This window comes from Caballeronia sp. LZ016, assembly GCF_031450805.1.
Lineage (GTDB): Bacteria > Pseudomonadota > Gammaproteobacteria > Burkholderiales > Burkholderiaceae > Caballeronia.
The window spans coordinates 2,346,835-2,366,350 of sequence record NZ_JARTVY010000001.1 but is presented as its reverse complement, the minus strand read 5'-3'; the positions used below and the strand labels follow the sequence as shown (position 1 = coordinate 2,366,350).

The 19,516-nt window shown below is 65.0% G+C and carries 16 protein-coding genes and 1 tRNA gene; 9 read left to right on the top strand and 8 right to left on the bottom strand.

Annotated features, from left to right (window positions below; translation table 11 throughout):
• Nucleotides 1-26 precede the first annotated feature (26 nt).
• A complete protein-coding gene (mfd, locus tag P9220_RS11210) occupies nucleotides 27-3,503 on the bottom strand; it encodes a transcription-repair coupling factor (protein ID WP_309764907.1) in 3,477 nt (1,158 codons plus the stop codon).
• 203 nt (nucleotides 3,504-3,706) lie between these two features.
• On the opposite strand from mfd, the gene ispD reads away from it, so the two are divergent.
• Entirely contained in the window at nucleotides 3,707-4,366 is a 660-nt protein-coding gene (ispD, locus tag P9220_RS11205; RefSeq protein ID WP_309765468.1) for a 2-C-methyl-D-erythritol 4-phosphate cytidylyltransferase, read from the top strand.
• Between the two features lie 48 nt (nucleotides 4,367-4,414).
• Entirely contained in the window at nucleotides 4,415-4,906 is a 492-nt protein-coding gene (ispF, locus tag P9220_RS11200) for a 2-C-methyl-D-erythritol 2,4-cyclodiphosphate synthase (protein WP_309764906.1), read from the top strand.
• Between the two features lie 45 nt (nucleotides 4,907-4,951).
• Here ispF and P9220_RS11195 read toward each other — a convergent pair whose 3' ends face one another.
• The 4 genes from P9220_RS11195 to ompR form a co-directional block, all read right to left on the bottom strand.
• Nucleotides 4,952-5,476 (bottom strand): carboxymuconolactone decarboxylase family protein, encoded by a 525-nt coding sequence (locus P9220_RS11195; RefSeq protein WP_309764905.1) that lies wholly within the window; start codon nucleotides 5,474-5,476, stop codon nucleotides 4,952-4,954.
• A 117-nt stretch (nucleotides 5,477-5,593) separates the two neighbouring features.
• The gene (locus P9220_RS11190) at nucleotides 5,594-6,142 is read right to left on the bottom strand and encodes a peroxiredoxin (protein WP_309764904.1); all 549 of its coding nucleotides are present in this window, start codon (nucleotides 6,140-6,142) and stop codon (nucleotides 5,594-5,596) included.
• Between the two features lie 189 nt (nucleotides 6,143-6,331).
• On the bottom strand, nucleotides 6,332-7,702 hold the full coding sequence (locus P9220_RS11185) for an ATP-binding protein (protein ID WP_309764903.1): 1,371 nt from the start codon (nucleotides 7,700-7,702) through the stop codon (nucleotides 6,332-6,334).
• A gap of 69 nt (nucleotides 7,703-7,771) precedes the next feature.
• Nucleotides 7,772-8,497 carry a two-component system response regulator OmpR gene (gene ompR / locus P9220_RS11180; protein WP_008349770.1) on the bottom strand — a complete coding sequence of 242 codons (726 nt, stop codon included), beginning with the start codon at nucleotides 8,495-8,497 and terminating at the stop codon, nucleotides 7,772-7,774.
• Nucleotides 8,498-8,737: 240 nt separating this feature from the next.
• Between ompR and P9220_RS11175 the strand changes: the two genes are divergently transcribed.
• Both P9220_RS11175 and P9220_RS11170 read left to right on the top strand, forming a co-directional pair.
• A complete protein-coding gene (locus P9220_RS11175) occupies nucleotides 8,738-9,124 on the top strand; it encodes a hypothetical protein (protein WP_309764902.1) in 387 nt (128 codons plus the stop codon).
• 20 nt (nucleotides 9,125-9,144) lie between these two features.
• A complete protein-coding gene (locus P9220_RS11170) occupies nucleotides 9,145-10,143 on the top strand; it encodes a DUF1501 domain-containing protein (RefSeq protein WP_309764901.1) in 999 nt (332 codons plus the stop codon).
• A 3-nt stretch (nucleotides 10,144-10,146) separates the two neighbouring features.
• Here the strand turns inward: P9220_RS11170 and P9220_RS11165 are convergent, their stop codons facing one another.
• On the bottom strand, nucleotides 10,147-10,983 hold the full coding sequence (locus P9220_RS11165; RefSeq protein ID WP_309764900.1) for a squalene/phytoene synthase family protein: 837 nt from the start codon (nucleotides 10,981-10,983) through the stop codon (nucleotides 10,147-10,149).
• 201 nt (nucleotides 10,984-11,184) lie between these two features.
• Between P9220_RS11165 and P9220_RS11160 the strand changes: the two genes are divergently transcribed.
• Nucleotides 11,185-11,571, top strand: coding sequence for a hypothetical protein (locus P9220_RS11160; RefSeq protein WP_309764899.1), 387 nt, complete (start codon nucleotides 11,185-11,187; stop codon nucleotides 11,569-11,571).
• A 50-nt stretch (nucleotides 11,572-11,621) separates the two neighbouring features.
• Here the strand turns inward: P9220_RS11160 and P9220_RS11155 are convergent.
• Nucleotides 11,622-11,708 (bottom strand) — tRNA-Leu (locus tag P9220_RS11155).
• Between the two features lie 245 nt (nucleotides 11,709-11,953).
• Between P9220_RS11155 and P9220_RS11150 the strand changes: the two genes are divergently transcribed.
• From P9220_RS11150 to P9220_RS11140, 3 genes are all read left to right on the top strand, one after another.
• Nucleotides 11,954-12,430, top strand: a complete 477-nt coding sequence (locus tag P9220_RS11150) for a DUF2946 family protein (protein ID WP_309764898.1) — start codon at nucleotides 11,954-11,956, stop codon at nucleotides 12,428-12,430.
• A 90-nt stretch (nucleotides 12,431-12,520) separates the two neighbouring features.
• Complete coding sequence (locus P9220_RS11145) at nucleotides 12,521-14,896, top strand: TonB-dependent receptor (RefSeq protein WP_309764897.1); 2,376 nt, start codon at nucleotides 12,521-12,523, stop codon at nucleotides 14,894-14,896.
• 41 nt (nucleotides 14,897-14,937) lie between these two features.
• The gene (locus tag P9220_RS11140) at nucleotides 14,938-16,380 is read left to right on the top strand and encodes a PepSY domain-containing protein (protein ID WP_309764896.1); all 1,443 of its coding nucleotides are present in this window, start codon (nucleotides 14,938-14,940) and stop codon (nucleotides 16,378-16,380) included.
• A gap of 33 nt (nucleotides 16,381-16,413) precedes the next feature.
• On the opposite strand, the gene P9220_RS11135 is transcribed toward P9220_RS11140, so the two are convergent.
• Nucleotides 16,414-17,568, bottom strand: a complete 1,155-nt coding sequence (locus P9220_RS11135) for a glycerate kinase (protein WP_309764895.1) — start codon at nucleotides 17,566-17,568, stop codon at nucleotides 16,414-16,416.
• 500 nt (nucleotides 17,569-18,068) lie between these two features.
• On the opposite strand from P9220_RS11135, the gene tig reads away from it, so the two are divergent.
• Nucleotides 18,069-19,427, top strand: a complete 1,359-nt coding sequence (gene tig / locus P9220_RS11130; protein ID WP_309764894.1) for a trigger factor — start codon at nucleotides 18,069-18,071, stop codon at nucleotides 19,425-19,427.
• The last annotated feature ends 89 nt before the right edge of the window (nucleotides 19,428-19,516 follow it).

The window sequence follows — 19,516 nt, the reverse complement described above, 5'->3', positions numbered from 1 at the left end:
ACACAAGCTCAACGAAGCAACAACATTCAACGCCCAATGACCGCCGGCTGCCGAACCGGCGCCCCCAACGCGCGCAGCGTCTCCTTGACCGTCGCAATCCGCACAGCCAGATCCGGACTCCGGGATTCGATCCTCAACTTATCCTGCCCGGCAAGCTTGATGTGCTTATGCTTCTGCACCATCTCGATGATCCGCATCGCATCGATCGGCGGATTCGGCACGAACTGCATCGAGATGGAAAGCTCCGCAGCATCGATCTTCGAAATGCCGAGCGGCTTGGCCGCGAGCCGCAACCTGTGCGTCTCCACCAGCGCATGCGCCTGCGCCGGCAACTTGCCAAAACGGTCCACCAACTCTTCGAGAATGCCATCGATCGCATCGCTCGATTCGCAATTCGCAAGCCGCTTGTACAACGACAGCCGCTCCTGCACATCACCACAATATTCCGCAGGAAGAATCGCCGGCGCGTGCAGGTTGATCTCCGTCGTCGCCGCAAGCGGCGCATTGAGATCAGGCTCGCGCCCGTCCTTCAGCGCGCGCACCGCATCGTTGAGCATGTCCGTATAAAGCTGGAAGCCGATCTCGTGAATCTCGCCCGACTGCTTGTCGCCCAGCACTTCGCCCGTGCCGCGAATCTCGAGGTCGTGCATCGCAAGATAAAAGCCCGAGCCCAATTCCTCCATCTGCTGGATCGCCTCCAGACGACGCTGCGCCTGCTTCGTAAGCGACTGCGGATCATGAACCAGCAAATATGCATACGCCTGGTGATGCGACCGTCCAACCCGCCCGCGCAACTGATGCAACTGCGCAAGGCCGAACTTGTCCGCGCGGTGCATGAGGATCGTATTCGCGCTCGGCACGTCGATGCCCGTCTCGATGATCGTCGTACACAACAGCACATTGGCACGCTGTCCGACGAAATCTCGCATCACGCGCTCCAGTTCGCGCTCATGCATCTGTCCATGCGCCACCGCTATACGCGCCTCGGGCACGAGCGCCTCGAGCATCGCGCGCCGGTTCTCGATCGTCTCCACCTCGTTATGCAGGAAGTACACCTGTCCGCCGCGCTTCAGTTCGCGCAGCATCGCCTCGCGGATCACGCCGTCGTCCTCGCGCCGCACGAACGTCTTGATCGCAAGACGCTTCTGCGGCGCAGTGGCGATCACCGAGAAATCGCGCAAGCCCTCCAGCGCCATGCCGAGCGTGCGGGGAATCGGCGTCGCGGTGAGCGTCAGCACATCGACCTCCGCGCGCAACGCCTTCAGCGCCTCCTTCTGACGCACGCCGAAGCGATGCTCCTCGTCGATGATCACGAGCCCCAGCCGCTTGAACTTCACATCGCTCGACAACAGCTTGTGCGTGCCGATCACGATATCGACCGTGCCTTCGTTGATCTGCTGCACCGCCGTCGACACTTCCTTGCCGGTCCGGAAGCGCGATAGTTCCGCGATGCGCACCGGCCAGTCGGAGAAGCGGTCTGTAAACGTCTGCGTGTGCTGTTCGGCGAGCAGCGTGGTAGGCGAAAGAATCGCGACCTGCTTGCCGCCCATCACCGCGATGAACGCCGCGCGCAACGCGACTTCCGTCTTGCCGAAGCCGACATCGCCGCAGACGAGACGATCCATCGGCTTGCCGCTCGTCATGTCCGCAATCACCGATGCAATCGCCGCCGCCTGGTCCGGCGTCTCCTCGAAACCGAAGCTCTCCGCGAACTTCGTGTAATCGCGCGGTTCGAGCTTGAACGCAAAGCCTTCACGCGACGCCCGGCGCGCATAGAGGTTGAGCAATTCGGCTGCCGTGTCGCGAATCTGCTGCGCAGCCTTGCGCTTCGCCTTGTCCCATTGACCCGAACCGAGCTGGTGCAGCGGCGCGCTCTCCGGGTCCGCGCCGCTATAGCGCGAAATCACATGCAGCTGCGCGACCGGCACATACAGCTTCGATTCGTTCTGATACTCCAGGTGCAGAAACTCAGTCTCGCCTTCGCCGAGGTCCATCGACACGAGACCCATGTATCGGCCGATGCCATGCTGCGCATGCACGACCGGATCGCCGACCTTGAGTTCCGCGAGGTCGCGCACCATCGAATCGACATTGCTGGCCTGTTCCTGGCGACGGCGCCCCGCGCGGCGCGCAAGCGGTCCATATAGTTCGGTTTCCGTAATAATGGCGAGCTTTTCTGCCGGCAAGGCAAAGCCGTTCGCCAGCGGCGCAATGCCGAGCGTGAACTTCGCATCGGCGGTGAGCCACTCCTGAAACGTATCGTGCAGCTCGCCACGCAAGCCGTTATCCGCGAGCAATTGCTGGATCGTCTCGCGCCGGCCCGCCGATTCCGCGACCAGCATCACACGATTTTCAGTCTGATCCAGATAATGACGCAGCGCGAGCAGCGGCTCCTCCGCGTGACGGTCGATCGCGAGACCCGGCAAGGGCACGGCCCAGCCGCCTTCGGGCGCCGCCGGAAACTTCAGTTGCGCGAAGGGCTTCGCGAACGTGAAGAAGTCGTCGTCGGTCAGGAACAGACGGCGCGGTTCGAGAAGCGGCCGCTCGCGGTCGTGCGAGAGGAAGTCGTAACGTTGCTTCGTGTCGTGCGTGAAGCGCTTGATCGCGGCATCGAGGTCGCCGATGAACGCAAGCTGCGAGCCTTGCGGCAGATAGTGAAAGAGCGTCGCGGTATCGTCGAAAAAGAGCGGCAGATAGTATTCGATGCCCGCCGACGGCACCCCGTTGCCGATGTCCTTGTAGATCTGCGAGCGGCTCGGATCGCCCTCGAAGACTTCGCGCCAGCGGCTGCGGAACGCGGTGCGCGCTGCCTCGTCGAACGGAAATTCGCGGCCCGGCAGCAGGCGCACATCCTTCACCGGGTAGAGGCTGCGCTGCGTGTCGGGATCGAAGGCGCGGATGGAATCCACCTGATCGTCGAACAAGTCGATGCGATACGGCAGCGGCGAACCCATCGGATAAAGGTCGATGAGCGATCCGCGCACGCAATATTCGCCCGGCCGCACGACCTGGCTTACGTGCTCGTAGCCCGCGAGCGTCAGTTGCGCCTTCAGCTTCGCTTCGTCGAGGCGCTCGCCCTGCGTGAACGAGAACGTGTACGCCGCGAGGAACGATGCCGGCGGCATCCGGTACAGCGCGGTCGTCGCGGGAACGATGAGAATGTCGCAGCGTCCTTCGCCGAGATCGTGCAGCGTGGCGAGGCGTTCGGAGACGAGATCCTGGTGCGGCGAGAACGTGTCGTAAGGCAGCGTTTCCCAGTCGGGCAGCAGGCGCACGCGGGCATCGGGCGCGAAGTAGGGCAGTTCGGCGGCGAGGCGCTGGGCATCGACCGCGCTCGCGCAAACCACCGTCAGAAGAGGCACGGCTTCGCGATGAGCGGCGCGATATCGCGCGATGGCGAGCGCATCCGACGAGCCGGATGCGCCGTCGAACACGAAACGCTGACCTGCCTTGACGAGCGCGATGGGGGAATTGGACTGCGCGTTGACGGCTTTCGAGGACATAAGGTGTGCATTGAACCGCCCGCACGCAGCGCATGAAAAGCTGCGCGCCGGACGTGGTCGCGAAAGACCTATTATAAAATCCGGGCTTCACTTTGACTTGGCCACATGATTCTCTCGTGACTTCGCCCGCCGCCCCGTCTACCACTGCGCGTCTCTACGCGCTGATTCCCTGCGCCGGCACCGGCAGCCGGTCCGGCGCGCCGATGCCGAAGCAATACCAGACGGTCGCGGGCCGGCCGATGCTCGGCTACACGCTCGCCGCATTCGACGCGTGCCCCGAATTCTCGCAGACCCTCGTCGTGCTCGCACCGGACGATCATCATTTCGACGCGCGCCGCTTCGCCGGGCTGCGCTTCGTCGTGGAGCGTCGCGGCGGGGCGTCGCGGCAGGCGTCGGTGTACAACGGGCTCGTCGCGTTGCGCGAATTCGGCGCGCGCGACGACGACTGGGTGCTCGTGCACGACGCCGCGCGTCCCGGCATCACGCCGGCGCTGATCCGAAAGCTCGTCGCGGAACTGCGCGACGATCCCATCGGCGGCATTCTCGCGCTGCCGGTCGCGGATACGCTCAAGCGCGTCGCAGCGAACATGCCCGATGCGCCGTCGAACGGGCCGCGCATCGCCCGCACGGAATCCCGCGACGGCTTGTGGCAGGCGCAGACGCCGCAGATGTTCCGCGTCGGCATGCTGCGCGAAGCGATCGAGCGTGCGCGGCACGACGGCCACGATCTCACGGACGAGGCCAGCGCGATCGAATGGCTCGGTCACTCGCCGAAGCTCGTGCAGGGCAGCCTGCGCAACTTCAAGGTCACTTATCCGGAAGACTTCGGTCTCGCCAGCGCGATCCTTTCCGCACCGGCTTGATCGCCGCCACGACCGGATCGCTCACTCTCTACTGCAAGGGTTGCATCGATGGATTTCAGAATCGGACAGGGATACGACGTGCATCAGCTCGTCGAAGGACGCGAGCTCATCATCGGCGGGGTGAAGATTCCGTACGAACTCGGCTTGCTCGGGCACTCCGACGCCGACGTGCTGCTGCACGCCATCACCGATGCGCTCTTCGGCGCGGCCGCGCTCGGCGATATCGGCCGGCATTTTCCGGACACGGCGACGGAGTTCGCGGGCGCTGACAGCCGCGTCCTGCTGCGCGAAGCGGCGAAGCGCGTGTCCGAGGCGGGCTTCGCGATTGCTAACGTCGACAGCACGGTGATCGCTCAGGCGCCCAAGCTCGCGCCGCATATCGAGGCGATGCGCGGGAACATCGCAGCGGACCTCGATCTGCCGGCCGACCGCGTGAACGTGAAGGCGAAAACCAACGAGAAGCTCGGCTATCTGGGCCGCAAGGAAGGCATCGAGGCGCAAGCCGCGGTGCTCCTGCGCCGTACGTCGATCGATCACTGAGCGGCACACGCCGCGCGCCGGAGCAGCGCGGCGTTCTTCGGCGCCTTACTTTCCCTCCGCCGCGATCGTCAGCGCGACCGCGCCGATCACCGCGGCGATGCGGCCGACATCGCGCAGTTGCGTCGTCGTCATGCCTTCGGTCACGAGATTTTCGTAGTGCGACTTCACGCAGAAGTGGCACTTGCCGATGATCGACGCCGCGAGCGCATACATCTCGAAGCGCCGCTTGTCCACGCCGCCATGCGACGCATACGCGTTCATCCGCAAGCCGGCCGGCTGGGTCTTGAGATCGGCGTTGTCGGCCATCTCCAGATACGGATACCACACGTTGTTCATGCCCATCAGCGCGGCGGCGGTCAGCGCGGCATTGGTCTCTTCGGGCGACAGCACGCCCGCATTGCGGATGATGTCCACGAGTCTCGTCGCCTTGGCCGCATAAGCCGCGGCGAGCGCGACGCCGACCGCGTCATTGCCCTGAAGCGACGAACGGGCGATGGTGCCGTCGACGTTCAGGCGAATATCCTTCGCGTAATCGGGGACCAGCTCCTTGATCGAGGAAAGGAATTCCACTGACTTCTCCTATTCGATGAACTTCTGTGGCGTTCGATGGCGACAAAAAACCCGCCGGCTTCCGAGCGAACGCTCGAAAGAGGGCGGGCTTCATGCACGAGGCTCGATGTATGGCGCTCAGAGCGTCGCGCCGCCGACCGCGCGGTTGCACGGGCAGAGTTCGTCGGTCTGCAGGCCGTCGAGAATGCGCAGCACTTCTTCGGGATTGCGGCCCACGTTCAGATTGTTCACGGACACGTGCTGAATGACGTTGTCCGGATCGACGATGAACGTCGCGCGAAGCGCCACGCCCGCTTCCTTGTCGCGCACGCCGAGCTGATCGATGAGTTCGCCCTTCACGTCGCCGAACGAATAGTGGTTCAGCTTATTGAGGTCCTTGTGCTCGCGGCGCCATGCGAGCTTGACGAATTCGTTGTCGACGCTGCCGCCCAGCAGGACGGCGTCGCGGTCTTCGAAATCGCTAGCGAGCTTGCCGAATTCGACGATTTCGGTCGGGCAGACGAAGGTGAAGTCTTTCGGATAGAAGTAGATGATCTTCCACTTGCCCGGAAAGGACTGCTCGGTAATTTCCTCGAACGCGGACTGGCCGTTCTCTTCGTGGTTGTTGAAACCCGGCTTCGCAGCGGTGACGGTGAATGCTTCGACTTTATCGCCAACGGTCTTCATGCAAACGCTCCTGTGTTCGTTGAATGGACAACTCAAGCCAAACTACCGGAAAGCCGCAACGCGAGAATGACACCGCCTGGACGGTCGCCGCGCGTCGAACCGGAACATCATAACTCCGCGAATTCGAGGCTTCAAAAGTTTATGCCTAATGAAGCGGATAGGTTTTACGAATGGGTGTCGCTCGGTCGCTCAGTCGCGGGGACCGTCGAACCTCGCGTTCTTCATGTGCGGAAAGTCGATCGTCACTTCGAAGCCCGGCAGCGGCGTGCGATTGCGCAGTCGCAACGTGCCGCGCTGGCGCGTGACGAGCCGCTGAACGATCGCCATGCCGAGGCCGGTGCCGTTCGCCTGCGTGCGCGCCGTGTCGACGCGATAGAAGGGCCGCGTGATCAGCCCGACCTGATCGTCGGGGATGCCGCCGCCTTCGTCCATTACCGAAAGCTCGACTCTGCCGTGCACGACGCGCGTTTGCAGCGTGATCCGCGCGATGTCGTCGCGTTCGCTGCGGCCGTATTTGCGCGCGTTTTCGAGCAGATTGCCGACGACGCGCCGCGCATCGGTCGGATCGCCCTCGATGATCGCTCCCGGCGCGAGGTCCGTGCGCATCACGACGCCGTCATCGGCCTGAAAGCGCGCGGCGAGCTCGCCCGCGATCATCGACAGATCGACGGCCTCGGGCATGCGCTGCATCGGCCGCGCATAGTCGAGAAAGCGCCCGATGATCATGTCCATCTGCTCGATGTCGTCGATCATCGCGAGTTTCGTCGCTTCGTCCGACGGGCTCATCTCGGTTTCCAGACGCAGGCGCGCAAGCGGCGTGCGCAGGTCGTGCGATATGCCCGCGAGCATCAGCGCGCGATCGGCCTCCAGTTGCTCGAGGTTCTGCACCATCTGGTTGAAGCTGCGATTCGTCTCCGCCGCGACGCCCATGCCGCGATCGGGCAGCGGTTCGGGAGACTGTCCCGAGCCGACCTTGCGCGCCGCGAGCGCCAGGCGCGCGAACGGCCGGTTCACGAGGCTCGTGATGAACGCCGCGCCGAACAGCGACAGCGCGAGCGCGAACACGCCCCAGCCGGCCCATTGAAGGCCCGTGACGGTGTCGAGCTGGTCGCGGTCGAGCGCGACCCAATAGTCGTCGTCGTCGATCTTGAAGCTGATCCACACGCCGGGAATGTCGTTCACCGACTGCGCGATGATCGTGTCGTTGCCAAGCCGGCCGCGCACGTCGCGCTCGATCAGCCGGTTGAGCGATTCGTCGGGCTGCAGACGATATTTGTCCGTCGTCTCGCGCGGGTACACCCGCACGCCCTCGTTGCTTTCGAGGTCCTGAAGCAGCGCGCGGCGCAGGTCGGGATCGGAATAGAGAAGGGCCGTGCGCGTGAGCTTGACGACGGCGACGAGTTGAAGCGCCACGCGCTGCGCGCGCGGCTCCCGCTCGATCACGCGAAAGCTCTGGAACCACGCGGTGAGACTGACCGCGATCAGCAGCGCGATCAGCGCGAAGGTTCGCCAGAACAGGCCGCCGAACGCAAGCGCCAGTAGCCGCCTGTCGATGCGCATGGGTCTATCGGGTTCCGCCCGGTGAAGGAGATAAAGCGTATCGGACTCGCTGAAGAAGCGTGCGAAGGCTCAGGCCGCGCCGTCGGGGATGAAGACATAACCGAGACCCCACACCGTCTGGATGAAGCGCGGGCTGCTCGGGTCCGGCTCGATCAGCTTGCGCAGACGCGAAATCTGCACATCGAGGCTGCGGTCGAACACTTCGTATTCACGGCCGCGTGCAAGCTCCATCAGCTTTTCACGCGAAAGCGGCTGGCGCGGATGGCGCGCGAACACTTTCAGCACCGAGAATTCGCCGGTGGTCAGCGGGATCTCCTGACCGTTCTTCGTGAGCGTGCGCGTGGCGAGATTCAGCGCGAATTCGCCGAACTCGAACACCTCGGTGGTTTCCGACGGCGCGCCCGGCAGTTCGGACGGCGTTTGCCGGCGCAGCACCGCATGAATGCGCGCGACGAGTTCGCGCGGGTTGAACGGCTTCGGCAGATAGTCGTCAGCGCCCATTTCCAGGCCGACGATGCGATCGACATCCTCACCCTTCGCGGTGAGCATGATGATCGGCGTGCGATCGTTGCTGCCGCGCAGACGCCGGCAGATGGAAAGGCCGTCTTCGCCGGGCAGCATCAGGTCGAGCACGAGCAGGTCGAAGCGCTCGCGCACCCACAGCTTGTTCATCGACGGCGCATTTTCGGCGACATACACGTTGAAGCCCTGTTCGCCGAGATAGCGCCGCAGAAGATCACGCAGGCGAGGATCGTCGTCGACTACGAGGATTTTTGAAGGGTTCTTGGTTTCCATGGATGCATCTTAGCGCGTTTGTTCAAACGCCGAGTTTGTAACAAAAGCGAGTGTAACAGTCCGTTACAAAATTTACGGGGCCTGTGGCACGCCTCTTATCATCCGTGCGTACACTGCTTTACCTTGGCCCGCCATTCGGTAGATACTCCATTAGACCAATGCGTCGCGCGGCATGTCCCGCCTGCGTGAAAGCGTGAAAAGAATGAGGCTGTCTGGTTGTCGAGCAACGAAGGGAACAACATGAAGGGAGCGCGGCAGCGCGGACCTGTGCGCAGCAGGCGCATCTCCAGAAGGACGCTACTCGCAAGTGCGCTCTATGCCGTACTGAGCGCGCAGCATGCCTATGCGCAACCTTCGGGCTCGGCCGGTTCCGTCAGCACGATCAGCCGCGCCGTCCTTACGCCGGATAGCCGCTCGGACGGCAAGATCGTCCGCGCGCAGCAGCGCAGCGGCAAGGGTTCCGGCAAGCGCAATAGCGACAGCAAGCAGCCCGTGCTTCAACCCGTACAGCAGGTCGACGATACCCCGCCCGCGCGTCCGCCGCGGCACACGGTGATGACCGCCGACGAGCGCCGACTCTTGCGCCAGCACATCGAAGAGGCCGTGCGCGATCTCTATAAACGCTGATTCTGACAGGGGCGAACGCGATGAACCGACGTGGATTCCTGTCGATCGCGGGCGCGCTGGCGGCAGCGCCGATGCCGGCCACAGCCGCGCTGACGGCGGCGCGTGCGGACGGCGCGATCAAGGCGCTGATTCTCGTCGACTTCAACGGCGGCAACGATGGCCTCAACACGGTCATTCCCATCGCGGACGAGCGCTATCGCGCGCTTCGGCCGACGCTGCATATTCCCCGCGACAGAGCCTTGCGTCTCGATGACCGCACGGGGCTTCACCCGTCGCTGCGTCCGTTGATGCCCGCGTGGAATGCGGGCGAATGGGCGATCGTGCAAGGCGTCGGTTATGCGCAGCCGAGGCGCTCGCATTACCGCTCGCAGCAGATCTGGAACACGGCGTCGGACGCGGACGACTATCGTCGCGAGGGCTGGCTCGCGCGATCGATTGCATCGCGAATGCACACGTTCGGCACGGCGGAAGCGGGACCGTTTCCGGCTGGCGTCGACGCATCGCAACTGCACTTGCCTTTCGACATGCGTTCGTTCGCGGCATCGTGCGAAGCGGCTGCGCGTGCGGTCCACGCGAGCCGTGCGCAGAAGGGCGTCACCGTGATCCGCCTCGCGCTGAACGGCTTCGATACGCACGAGCATCAGGCAGCACGGCACGCATCGTTGCTCGCGCAGTTCGCCGATGGCATCGCTTCCTTGCGCGAGACGTTGACGGCGAGCGGTGAGTGGCGTCGCACGCTCGTGATGACTCGTTCGGAGTTCGGACGATCCGCGCACGAGAACGACGCTCGCGGCACCGATCACGGCGCGGGCGCGCCGCATTTCCTGCTGGGCGGCGCGGTGCGCGGCGGCTTGTTCGGCGACGCACCGAAGCTCGATCAGCTCGACGCGGACGGCGGCGTGCCGGCTTCCGTCGACTTCAGGCGGCTTTGCGCGACGGTGCTCGACGCGTGCTGGAGCGTGGCGTCGGCGCCGGTCATCGGGCGCTCGTTCGAGCCGCTGCCGTTCGTGCGCGTGTAGCGCCTATCGCGTTCGCCAGGTGATCCACAGTTTGCGGATCGGCGTGAGCGAGATGCGCTGATGCAGCACCTGAAAGCCTTCCCGTTCGATTTCATCCAAACGCGCCTGAGACAGCGCCGCCTGCGCACGCAGCACGCGCTGCGATGCGCGCTCGGCGTGCGGGATGGCGGCAAGCGCATCGTCGAGTGAACGGCGGGCGCGTTCTGTCTGAAAGCGCATGAGATCGGAAAAGGCGTCGCTGTACTTGCGATTGATGATGTCCGCCGCCGTCACGTTGAAACGCTGCAATTCGTCGATGGGCACGTAGATGCGTCCGTTGCGCGCGTCGTCGCCGATTTCCTGCACGCGTTCGGCGAGCAGCAGCGCCGCGCCGAGCGGCGCGGCCCATGACGCGGCGTCCGCGGGATTGCGCGCCGTGGCGCTCGCGACGGCCGTGCCGAACGCGCCGCCCGTCTGATCCAGGTAACGCCGCAGGCCGGGCCAGTCGAGATAGCGCGCCTGGTCGAGGTCCATGCGGAAGCCATCGACGAGCGCCGCAAGCGCCGCGCGCAACGCGGCATCCAGCGGACTGCCGGGCGGGCACTGCGCCCGCAGCGCCTTCGTGACCGGATGCGTCGGCTCGCCGGCATCGAGCTTGCCGAGTTCGGCTTGCCACCACGCGTGCTTGGTGCGGCCGATGGTCGGATCGCTGGTTTCCTTCACCGTCTCTTCCAGTTCCCGATACAGCGCATAAAGCGCGGTCAGGAGCGGCTGACGCGCGGCGGGCGCGCGGCGCAGCGCATAGTACGTACTGGAGCCTTCGGGGGCGGCCTTTTTCTGGCAGTAATCGTCGAAGTTCACGGAGAGGGCGTGTGGGATGTGCAATGGAAGCGAGGCGGCGGCCATTTTATCCGGCCGGGCGATGCAGCGCAGCCCGAGCGATGCCGACCGCGCGGGTCCAGCGACGGCCGCGAGCCGATGTGCGCCCACCCACCGACGATGCGCGCGGCCCGCGCAACACTGCGCAAGACACGTGAAAACGCAAACCGACCGGAGACGACAATGGCCCTCAGCAAGACGGAGAACAAGCAGTTCGGCGACAAGTGCGTGCCGTTCCTCGTGAGAAGCGTGGCGAAGGATTTCGGCTTCGACTTTCGCGTGTGTCCGCGTCAAATGAGCGTCTCGCCGACGCTCGGGCTGCACATCACGGCCGCGCGCCGGGCGGACGCGAAGCTGTCTTATCCGCTCAACGTGTTCGTGCACTGGGAGCCGTCGAGCGTGCGGCGCTTCCTGTCGCATATCGACAGGCCGTTCGCGGCCGCGCAGGCCAGCGAGCGAGTCGCGCAGGAAATCAGGAAGCGGATGGGCCAGCCGGGCTTCGACTTCGCCGGGCGATCGCAGGCTAAAGGCGAAGTGATGATGGTGGAAGTGGGCGATATCGTGCTGTAGCGCACGCGCCTGAAAAACAAAAACCCCTTTGCGGATCAAAGGGGTTCGTGTGGTGCGAGGAGGGGGACTCGAACCCCCACACCATTGCTGGCGTCAGGACCTAAACCTGGTGCGTCTACCAATTTCGCCATCCTCGCAGCACGGCGGCTTTCCCGCCGCCGTGTCCGGCACCGGTCCACTGTGCCAAGCCGCGAATTCTAACGCATTCGTCAGGCGATGTCTGCCAATTTGCGTCGCATGCAGCCGTGCGAGGCGTTGGACGCGGCCTGTCCATGAAGGACGAATGACAGTCCATATCCGCCATGCGTGCGTGGCGATTGCGGCCCCGCACACGTCTGCCTAGAATCACGTCGTCCTCGCCTCTCGCAGACACCTCGCTCTCATGACCCGCAACGCGCGCAATCGCTTCGTCGCATGGCTCGGCATCGCCGCCATGTGGCTCGCTTTTGTCGCGCCGGTCATCAGCCAGAGCATCGCCGCTCGCAATGGAGCGCTCGATACCGAAGCCGCATTCTGCACCGTCGATACGCTGCCGCGCGTCTTCGCGACCGCGGATGAGCACGCTCACCATCACCTCGACGCGGACAACACGCTCGCCGACAACGCCGACGCTGACGCCGAAGCCGGCGAACACGCCGCCCACGCGTCTCATGCCGAAGCCGGTGAACACGCCGGCCACTTCGACGCCTGTTCGTATTGCGGGCTCCTTGCGCATCATCTGCCGGTCGTATTCGCGGCTTCGCATGCGGTCGCATCAACGGAGCGTGTCGCGCGCGCGACGCCGGTCGCCGCTCACGATCCCGTCAGCACGAAGTCCTTCAACGCCGCCGCACCGCGCGCGCCTCCTGTCCTTTCCTGAAGCCGTCTCCCGTCCGATCGCGTAGTCGTTCGTCCGGCGCATGAGCGCGCGGGCGATGCGGTCGCTCGTCAGTTCTTTCAGGAATCCACGATGTTCACGCTCCTCAAGCGAGCGCGACGGCATTCGCGCCGTCGCGCCGTCACGCCATGGCGCGCGGCTTTGCCGTTGTCGCTGATGGCCCATGCCGCATGGTCCGCGACACCGGTCGCCGCCACCGCCACGCCCAACGCCGATACCGGCTCGCCCGCGTCCGAAGCGGAAACCGCGCTTGCGCCCGTCGTCGTGACGGCGCAGTCATCCTCGACGGTGCGCTCGCCGCTCGATCCGAACCTGCCCGCCAGCGTCAACACCGTCACCGCCGATCAGTTCCAGTACTGGAACGTCACGACGCCCGAAGACGTGCTGAAGTACGCGCCGAACATGGCCGTGCGCAAGCGCTTCATCGGCGATCCGAACGCGACCATCTCCGTGCGCGGCACGAGCAACGCGCAGACGGCGCGCGGCCTCGTCTATGCGGACGGCCTGCTGCTCAGCAATTTCCTCGGCAACACATGGACCTTCGCGCCGCGCTGGTCGATGGTTTTCGCCGACGACATCGCCCGCACGGATGTCATCTACGGCCCGTACTCGGCGCTCTATCCCGGCAACTCGATCGGCGCGACCGTCGCGATCACGACCCGCATGCCGACGCAGTTCGAAGCCGATGCGAAAGTGCAGGCGTTCACGCAGCACTTCGACCTGTTCGGCATCAACCGCAGCTTCAACGGCACGAATACGACGGGGAAGGTCGGCGACCGCATCGGCAAGTTCTCGTTTCTGATCGGCTTCGATCATCTGGAGAACACCGGCCAGCCGCTGCAGTTCGCGACCTTCGTGCAATCGCGCACGCCCGCCACCGCCGCCGCTACGCCCGTCACCGGCGCACGCTACTACAACGACCAGTTCAACGCGCGCACGGCGGTCGTCGGCACCGCGGCCGAAGGCATCGAGCGAACGTTTCAGGATCAGCTGCGCGTGAAGCTCGCCTACGACCTGACGAGCACGCTGCAGGCCGGCTTCACGCTCGGCTACTGGCATCAGAAGTACAACAGCGACACGACGAGCTTCCTTCGCGACGCCGCGGGCAACCCGGTGTACAGCGGCCGCGTGAACATCGACGGCTTCGAATACAACCTTCCCGCCGCCACGTTCGCGCCGAGCCTGGGATCGAGCGAGAACTTCCTCTACGGCCTCTCGCTGCGCACGCATCACGACACGGGCTGGAATGCGGAGGCGGTGGCTTCGTACTTCGACATCACGCAGAGCATCGCGCGCACGGCGAACTCCGGCGTTCCCGGCGACGGCCCCGGCACGCTCACGGACGGTTCCGGCTCGGGATGGAAGTCGCTCGATCTGCGCACGAGCTGGACGCCGACGGCAAGCGCGGGGCTCACCGCGCACGCGCTCTCGTTCGGCTATCACTACGACAACTATTTTCTGGACAACGTCACGACGAACACGAGCGCATGGCGCGATGGCGCGGGCGTTTCGTTCGCCAATGCGTTCGCCGGCCGCACGCGCACGCAGGCCGTCTACGCGCAGGACGCATGGCGCTTTCTGCCGCGGTGGGCGTTCACTTACGGCGTGCGCTACGAGAACTGGAATGCCTACGACGGCTCCCGCGCGCTCGGCGCAACGTCGCTCGCCTATGGCGATGTGAGCCAGAGCCACTGGTCGCCCAAAGCATCGCTTTCGTTCGACGCCACCCGCGACCTGACGCTGCGCGCATCGATCGGGCGGGCGTACCGCTTTCCGACCGTCGGCGAGTTGTTCCAGGGGCAGGTCAACGGTGTATCCATCATCAATAGCAATCCGAATCTGCAACCGGAGAACGATCTGTCGAAAGAGCTCACCGCCGAATGGACGCATGGCAACGGCATCTATCGCTTCACGCTCTTTCAGGATGACGTAAAGAACACGATCCTGAGCCAGACGAACACGACCGTCATTCCCAACGTGACGAACTTCCAGAACATCGGCAAGGTGCGCTCACGCGGGGCCGAAGCGAGCTACGAAGGCCAGGACGTGCTGCTGCGCGGGCTCGATCTCGCCGCGAACGTCGCGTACACGCAGTCGAAGATCATCGAGAACAGCAACAACCCGGCGTCGGTCGGCAAGTACTTCTATCGCATCCCGCTGTGGCGCGTGAACGCGGTCGCGACGTATCGCGCGACCGAAAAGATGGCCGGCACGCTCGCACTGCGCTACTCCGGCCGCCAGTACAACACGCTCACCAACACGGACGTGAATCCGAACACGTATGGCGGCACGAGCACGTATGCCGTCGTCGACGCCAAGCTCACGTACAAGCCGACCAGGACGACGCAACTGGGCGTGGGCGTCGACAACCTGTTCGACCGACGCTACTACGTCTTTCATCCCTATCCGGGCCGCACGTTCTACGTGGAAGGGCGCATCGGCATCTGATGCCGGTCTGTTCCCAACTCAAACATTCGACAGGACACGTCATGCACGCACCTCAATCCACGCTCGCCGCACCGGATGGCGAAGTCGTCGCCGAGCGCCGCACGCTGTGGCGCTGGCATTTCTATGCGGGACTCTTCGTGATGCCGCTGCTCATCGTGCTGGCGATCACCGGCACGTTGTACTGCTTCCAGCCGCAGATCGAGCCGATGCTGTATCGCGAGCGGATGGTCGTCGCCGATACCGGCGCGCCGCGTCTCTCGCAGGATGCGCTGCTCGCAAAAGCGACCGCCGCCGAGCCGCGCGACGCCGTGCCCACGCTCGCGCAGATCGAAACGGATCGCACCCGCAGCGCCGAGTTCGTGTTCCGGCTGCGATCGGGGGAAAGCGAGAGCGTCTACGTCAATCCGTACGACGGCGCGGTGCTCGGCACGCTCTCCGTCGAGCATCGACTGATGAAGCAGATCCGCAATCTGCATCGCGGGCTGATGCTCGGCAAGACCGGCGAATTGCTCATGGAACTCGCCGGATGCTGGGCGCTCGTGATGATCGGCACGGGCGTCGCGCTGTGGTGGCCGTGGGGCAGGGCGAACCGCCGCGCGGGCGGCGTGTGGCTGCCGCGTCTGACGCTCAAAGGGCGCGCGTGGTGGCGCGACCTGCATGCGGTCGGCGGCGTATGGCTCGCGATAGGCGCGCTGTTCTTCGTGCTGAGCGGCCTGCCGTGGTCGGGTTCGTGGGGCAAGCAGTTCAAGGCGCTGGCGACGACCGCATCGCTCGGCTATCCGAAGGGCGCGTGGGGCGAAGCGCACGTGCATTCGACCGCGCCGGGCAAGGCATCGGGGATAAGCGGCGAGCACGCGATGCACGGGATGGCCATGAAAATGGATGACTTGCCGCTGCATCAGACGCCGTGGGCCGTGGGCGCGACCACGGTGCCGGACAGTGACAGCCATGCGGCTGCCTCGCGCGTATCGCTCGATGATGTCGTCGCGCTCGCGGCGAAGCTCGGTGTCGCGGATGACTACGGCGTCGCGCTGCCGTCATCGGCCACGGGCGTGTACACGGTGTCGTATTTTCCCGCCGATCCGCGCGCGGAACGCACGCTGCATATCGACCAGTACAGCGGCCGCGTGCTTTCCGATATCTCGTACCGGAGCTACGGACCGATCGCGCAAGTCATCTCATATGGCACGTCGCTGCACATGGGGCGCTACTTCGGGTTGGCGAACCAGATCATCTGCTCGGCGATTTCGCTCGGACTGGCCGCGCTGTCGGTGACGGGCTTCGTGATGTGGCTCAAGCGCCGTCCGTCGCGGACGCTCGGCGCGCCGTCGCGTCCGGCGAAGCGTCCGCCGATGCGCGCGTGGCGCGGCGGGATGGCGCTCGTCGGCGTCGTCTTTCCGCTGATGGGCGCGACGATGCTCGCGGTGTGGTGTCTGGATCGCGTGGCGTTCGGGCGGCGATCGGGGGCGCGAGCACAGGCGTGACGCGCTGCGCCCCCGGCGTCGGCAGCGCAGTGCTCAGACGGCGCCGAATCGCAAGCGCGTGAGCTGCTCCGCTTCGTTCGCGAGCAAGCGGGCGGCGTCGCGGATCGCGACATCGAGCGTGATCGGGCCGGGCGCGGGGGAGAAGCATCCGCTGAAGAACTGCGACAGACGCGGCAGCGCCGCCGAATCGACCGCGCCCGACAGCAGCGAGGCCGTCACGCCCGCCGCCCGCGCATGCTTGCAGGCGATGAACGGCGCTTTTCCGTGCAGCGTCTGCACGTCGGAGCGGCCTTCGCCGGTGATGAGCCAGTTGGCGCCGGCGAGCGCGTCGTCGAGACCGATCTCGCGGGCCACGACTTCCGCCCCGGTCTCGAAGCGCGCGCCGAGCATGTGGAGCGCGAAGCCGAGCCCGCCCGCCGCGCCCGCGCCCGGCTCGTTGCGCCTGACGAAGCCCATTGCCGGCTCGAGCCTGTCGGCGAAATGGGCGAGGGCAGCATCGATTGTCGCGATCTGATCGGGCGTCACGCCTTTCTGCGGCCCGAAAACGGCGGTTGCGCCGTGCTCGCCGGTGAGCGGGTTATCGACATCCGACATGCCGACGAACTCGGCCTCTTTCAGGCGCGGGTCGAGCCCGGACGCATCGACACGGGCGACTTTCGCCAGCGACGAGGGCGCCGGCTGCAATTCCCGACCGTCCGCATCGAAGAGTTTGAGCCCGAGGCCGACGAGCAGGCCCGCGCCGCCATCGTTCGTGCTGCTGCCGCCGAGCGCGACGAAGAAGCGGCGCGCGCCCGAGTCGAGCAGGGCGCGGATCGCCTCGCCCATGCCGAGCGTGCTGCGCTCGGTGACCGGGACGACCATGCCGTCGGGATCGGTGATGCCGACCACTTCCGCTGTCTCGATGATCGCGCTGCCATCGGCGAGCAGCCCGGTCGCCGCATCGCGCCGCGCGGCCGCCGCGCCGCGCACGTTCAGCATGCGCCGTTCGCCGCCTGCCGCGAGCATCGCGTCGAGCGTGCCTTCGCCGCCGTCGGCCATTGGACGAATGCGGAGTTCCGCGTCCGGCCGTGCGCGTTTGATGCCGTCCGCGATGGCATTGGCGACGCCTTCGGCGGAAAGCGATCCCTTGAACGAATCCGGAGCGATGACGACGACCGGAGCGGGCGCGGCTGGCGTGACGTTAGGCATGGTGTCTCGATATTCTGATAGGAAAGGACGATTGAAATGTCGCGGCAATGCCTCACTTATGCGCTTCCGGCATGCCGGCGATTCACGGCGGCAATGCACGCGGCTGTCGCGAGGGAACTGCGCGGCCAAGCTTATCAGCGCGCCGCGCGCAGCAAAATAGCCGGCGCCTCATAGCGGGCATCGTGCGGCGGCGTGTGTGCGGTGAAATCGCGGATTTTCGCCAGAACACGGCCTCAAAAACGGCCAAACAGCGTGAAACGGAGCATGTCCGTTCGGGCAGCCGAAGGCCGTCCGATTTGTTTGCTAGAATGGCTGGCTCTGTTGGCTGACTCGCTCGGCGACGGTCCGGGCGTTTGCTGAAGGCGCGTTTCGTGTTTCATGCGCTCCATGAACGCCGGTCCTCGAAGAGATGAGCGCCGGCGGTTTCAACGGACCCGCGCCTTTAGAACCGCGGAAGAACCGAACACCGAACATCGATTTACTCTAGGACGATTGAAGCCATGGCTAACGTAGTTGAAAACCTCGGCAAGCTCGAACGCCGCCTGACCATTTCCCTGCCGAAAGAATCGGTGCAGAAGGAAGTGGATTCGCGCATCCGCCAGTTGGCCAAGAACGTGCGCATGCCGGGTTTCCGCCCGGGCAAGGTGCCGCTCAAGATGGTCACGCAGCAGTATGGCGGCCAGGTCGAGGCCGAAGTGCTGAGCGACAAGGTCGGCAAGGAGTTCTTCGATGTCACGCGCGCCGAGAACCTGCGCGTCGCGGGCCAGCCGAGCTTTGCGCCGAAGGGCGAAGCCGCTGCCGATACCGATACGGACGCCTACGCCTTCGACGCGACCTTCGAGGTCTATCCCGAAGTCAAGCTGGGCGACGTCGCGACCGCTGAAATCGAGCGCACCGTGACGACCATCTCCGAAGCGGAAGTCGACCGCACGCTCGACATCCTGCGCAAGCAGCGCGTTCATTTCCATGCACGCGGCGAAGGCGGCGAGCACGGCGACGGCGGCGCGGACACGGCGGCCAAGGACGGCGACCGCATCACGCTGGACTTCGTCGGCAAGCTGGACGGCGTCGAATTCGAAGGCGGCAGTGCGCAGGACTTCGCGTTCGTGCTGGGCGAAGGCCGCATGCTGCCGGAGTTCGAACAAGCGGCGACGGGCCTGAAGGTCGGCGAGTCGCGCGAATTCGACCTCAAGTTCCCGGACGACTATCACGGCAAGGACGTCGCCGGCAAGACGGCGCAGTTCACCATCACTGTGAAAAAGATCGAATGGCCCCATCTGCCGGAAGTGGACGCGGACTTCGCGAAGTCGCTCGGCATCGAGGACGGCGATCTGACGAAGATGCGCGCCGAAATCAAGGACAACCTGGAGCGTGAAGCCAAGCGCCGCACGCAGCAGATCGTGAAGAACCAGGTGATGGACGCGCTGCTCAAGATTTCGGAGCTGGACGTGCCGAAGGCGCTCGTCGAGCAGGACCAGCAGCGTCTCGTCGAAATGGCGCGTCAGGATCTTCAGCAACGTGGCGTGCCGAACGCCGCGGACGCCCCGATCCCGGCTGAAATGTTCGCCGAGCAGGCAGAGCGCCGCGTGAAGCTGGGCCTCGTTCTCGCCGAACTCGTGAAGGCCAACGATTTGCAGGCAAAGCCCGAGCAGATCCGCGCTGAAGTCGACGAGTTCGCGAAAAGCTACGAAGACCCGAAGGAAGTCGTCCGCTGGTATTATTCGAACCAGCAGCGCCTCGCCGAAATGGAAGCGTACGTCGTGGAAAGCAACGTCGTCGAATTCGTGCTCGGCAAGGCCAAGGTGACCGACAAGGAAGTCAGCTTCGAGGAACTGGCCAGCGCAACGGCGCAAGCCTGACGCGAACGGCCAAGGGGCGTGCGGTGTCGTCGATGGCGGCCCGCACGCCTTTTTTGCATTAAAGTTCGAACGTGCCAATGCCGTTCGAA

Coding starts and splice junctions, on each gene's coding strand:
- P9220_RS11160 (WP_309764899.1), top strand. CDS start 11,185: ATGGCCCTCAGCAAGACGGAGAACAAGCAGTTCGGCGACAAGTGCGTG.
- P9220_RS11145 (WP_309764897.1), top strand. CDS start 12,521: ATGTTCACGCTCCTCAAGCGAGCGCGACGGCATTCGCGCCGTCGCGCC.
- P9220_RS11185 (WP_309764903.1), bottom strand. CDS start 7,702: ATGCGCATCGACAGGCGGCTACTGGCGCTTGCGTTCGGCGGCCTGTTC.
- P9220_RS11175 (WP_309764902.1), top strand. CDS start 8,738: ATGAAGGGAGCGCGGCAGCGCGGACCTGTGCGCAGCAGGCGCATCTCC.
- P9220_RS11135 (WP_309764895.1), bottom strand. CDS start 17,568: ATGCCTAACGTCACGCCAGCCGCGCCCGCTCCGGTCGTCGTCATCGCT.
- mfd (WP_309764907.1), bottom strand. CDS start 3,503: ATGTCCTCGAAAGCCGTCAACGCGCAGTCCAATTCCCCCATCGCGCTC.
- P9220_RS11170 (WP_309764901.1), top strand. CDS start 9,145: ATGAACCGACGTGGATTCCTGTCGATCGCGGGCGCGCTGGCGGCAGCG.
- ompR (WP_008349770.1), bottom strand. CDS start 8,497: ATGGAAACCAAGAACCCTTCAAAAATCCTCGTAGTCGACGACGATCCT.
- P9220_RS11150 (WP_309764898.1), top strand. CDS start 11,954: ATGACCCGCAACGCGCGCAATCGCTTCGTCGCATGGCTCGGCATCGCC.
- P9220_RS11190 (WP_309764904.1), bottom strand. CDS start 6,142: ATGAAGACCGTTGGCGATAAAGTCGAAGCATTCACCGTCACCGCTGCG.
- tig (WP_309764894.1), top strand. CDS start 18,069: ATGGCTAACGTAGTTGAAAACCTCGGCAAGCTCGAACGCCGCCTGACC.
- ispD (WP_309765468.1), top strand. CDS start 3,707: ATGCCGAAGCAATACCAGACGGTCGCGGGCCGGCCGATGCTCGGCTAC.
- ispF (WP_309764906.1), top strand. CDS start 4,415: ATGGATTTCAGAATCGGACAGGGATACGACGTGCATCAGCTCGTCGAA.
- P9220_RS11140 (WP_309764896.1), top strand. CDS start 14,938: ATGCACGCACCTCAATCCACGCTCGCCGCACCGGATGGCGAAGTCGTC.